Below are 2660 nucleotides of genomic sequence, written 5' to 3'. Positions count from 1 at the left end.
CCGCCACAGAGCGGTATCAGGCGCGGTCTCAGCGCCGGGCGCCAATGCAAAATCGGCGCAAAATTGACGGAAAGTCGGCGCGATATCGGGGGCGAAAACCACAGCTGCCCGGCCCGATATGCCCATGCGGCTGCGCCGATGCGCGCGGCCCGGTACAATAATGCCCACGACTGGATGGCGGCCCGTATCGGCCGCCCGTCTTTTTTGCCTTTCGCGCCCGACTGCATCCATCAGTTCGCCAGCTTCGCGCGCGATCCCGCCCCGGTTCCCTTTTTTGCGCCGCGCCTTGTGGCGGGAGCCTTGCCGCGCGCCTGCCGCGCCACCCCCAGCCACACGATTCATGATCCGCTTCCAACAAGTTTCACTCATGCGCGGCGTCAAGCCCTTGCTAGACAAGGTCGACCTGCTGTTGAACCCGGGCGACAAGATCGGCCTGATCGGCGCCAACGGCGCCGGCAAGTCGAGCCTGTTCGGCCTGCTGCGCGGCACGCTGCACGCCGACCAGGGCGATCTGGACTACCCCTCCAGCTGGCGCATGGCGTATGTCGCGCAGGAAACTCCCGCGCTGGACCGTCCGGCCATCGAATACGCGATCGACGGCGACGTCACGCTGCGTAAACTCGAAGCCGAACTGGCGGCGCTGGAAGCCGAGCCTGAAAGCGCCGAGAACGGCTTGCGCATGGGCGACATCTACGCCGCCTTGGCCGATGCCGACGCCTACACCGTGCATTCGCGCGCCGAACAGTTGCTGACCGGCCTGGGCTTCACCCAGGCCCAGATGCACTTGCCGCTGACCAGCTTCTCCGGCGGCTGGCGCATGCGCCTGAACCTGGCGCAAGCACTGATGTGCCCGTCCGACCTGCTGCTGCTGGACGAACCCACCAACCACTTGGACCTGGACGCCATCATCTGGCTGGAAGATTGGCTCAAGCGCTATTCGGGCACGCTCATCGTCATCTCGCACGACCGCGATTTCCTCGACGGCGTGGTCAACGTCATCGTCCACATCGACGAACGCAAACTCAAGCGCTACTCGGGCAACTATTCGTCTTTCGAACGCCAACGTGCCGCTCAGCTGGAACTGGCGCAAGGCATGATGGAAAAGCAGATGCGCCAACGCTCGCACCTGCAGTCCTTCATCGACCGCTTCAAGGCCCAGGCCAGCAAGGCGCGGCAAGCACAAAGCCGCATCAAGGCGCTGGCCCGCATGGAAGAAATGGCGCCGCTGCGCGCAGCCGCCGAGTTCTCGTTCGAATTCCGCGAACCGCTGCGCGCGCCGAATCCGCTGTTGACGATGGACAAGGTCAGCGCCGGCTACCGCGTCGAAGACGAAGACACGCAGGCCGTGTCGGACAAGATCATCGTGTCGGGGATCAACTTCTCGCTGCAGGCTGGGCAGCGGATCGGGCTGCTGGGCATCAACGGCGCGGGCAAGTCCACCTTCATCAAGACCATCGCGGGCGACCTCGAATCCCTGGCGGGCGACACGCAATTCAACAAGGGCCTGTCGATCGGCTACTTCGCCCAGCATCAGGTCGAGATGCTGCGCCACGACGAATCGCCGCTGTGGCACATGATGAAGATCGCGCCCACCGTGCGCGAGCAGGAGCTGCGCAACTTTCTGGGCAGCTTCAACTTCAACGGCAACATGGCCACCAGCTCCATCGCCCCGTTCTCCGGCGGCGAAAAGGCCCGCCTGGCGCTGGCGCTGATCGTCTGGCAGCGCCCCAACCTGCTGCTGCTGGACGAGCCCACCAACCACCTGGACCTGGAAACGCGTGAAGCGCTGACCACGGCGCTTGCGCAATTCGAAGGCACGCTGATGCTGGTGTCGCACGACCGCCATTTGCTGCGCGCGACCACCGACGAATTCATCATCGTGGCCGATGGCGCCGTCAGCCCGTTCGACGGTGACCTGGACGACTATAAAGACTGGCTCTACAAGACCAAATTGGCCGCCAAAGCCGCCTGATCGCGTTACAATCCCGCGAATTGCCCGCACCGGTCATCCCCCTGACGTGTGCGGGCAACCTTCAACCACGTCCCGCTGTCTGCGGGACGCGTTTTTTCAGCGCTCGTAGATGACGATCAAAGACCAAGTATTCCTCGCCAGCCAGTATCTTGCGCCCCACCATCTGGTGTCGCGCTTTTTCGGATACGCCTCAGACTGCCGGGAACCCGCGGTCAAGAATTGGATGATCTCGCGCTTCGTCCGCAAGTACGGCGTGGACATGCGCGAAGCCGTGCAGGAAGACCCGCTGGCCTTCGACTGCTTCAACGACTTCTTCACGCGCGCGCTGAAAGACGATGCGCGGCCCCTGGACGACCAGCCCGGCTCGGTGCTTTGCCCGGCCGACGGCGCCATCAGCCAAATGGGCCCCATCGCACAGGGCCGTATCTTCCAGGCCAAAGGCCACAGCTACGGCCTGGTCGACCTGCTGGGCGGCGACACGGAGCGCGCCGCGCCATTCCAGGGCGGCGAATTCGCCACCATCTATCTGTCGCCGAAGGACTATCACCGCGTGCACATGCCCGTTGCCGGCACGCTGCGCGAGATGGTCCACGTGCCCGGCCGCCTGTTCTCGGTGAACCCGCTGACCGCGCGCAATGTGCCGCGCCTGTTCGCCCGCAACGAACGCGTCGTCTGCCTGTTCGACACC

3 protein-coding genes are annotated in these 2660 nt (G+C 64.4%); 2 read left to right on the top strand and 1 reads right to left on the bottom strand.

From position 1 onward, the window contains the following. Positions 1 to 342: hypothetical protein (locus tag ACE039_RS18395; RefSeq protein ID WP_485822988.1), on the bottom strand; the 342-nt coding region annotated here is incomplete at its 3' end. Between ACE039_RS18395 and ACE039_RS18390 the strand changes: the two genes are divergently transcribed. Together ACE039_RS18390 and asd are read left to right on the top strand one after the other, a co-directional pair. Further along, entirely contained in the window at positions 341 to 1972 is a 1632-nt protein-coding gene (locus ACE039_RS18390) for an ATP-binding cassette domain-containing protein (protein WP_485811915.1), read from the top strand. The genes ACE039_RS18395 and ACE039_RS18390 overlap by 2 nt on opposite strands. 109 nt (positions 1973 to 2081) lie before the next feature. Continuing rightward, the coding region (asd, locus tag ACE039_RS18385) for an archaetidylserine decarboxylase (RefSeq protein ID WP_485822987.1) at positions 2082 to 2660 on the top strand (579 nt) is incomplete at its 3' end.

It is taken from the genome of Achromobacter maghribensis, from assembly GCF_057334215.1.
Note: the sequence above shows the minus strand (reverse complement) of the source record. Positions and strands in the feature narration are given on the sequence as shown.

Bases quoted from the DNA above. Each gene is read 5' to 3' on its own strand.
- ACE039_RS18390 (WP_485811915.1), top strand. From the start codon at position 341: ATGATCCGCTTCCAACAAGTTTCACTCATGCGCGGCGTCAAGCCCTTG.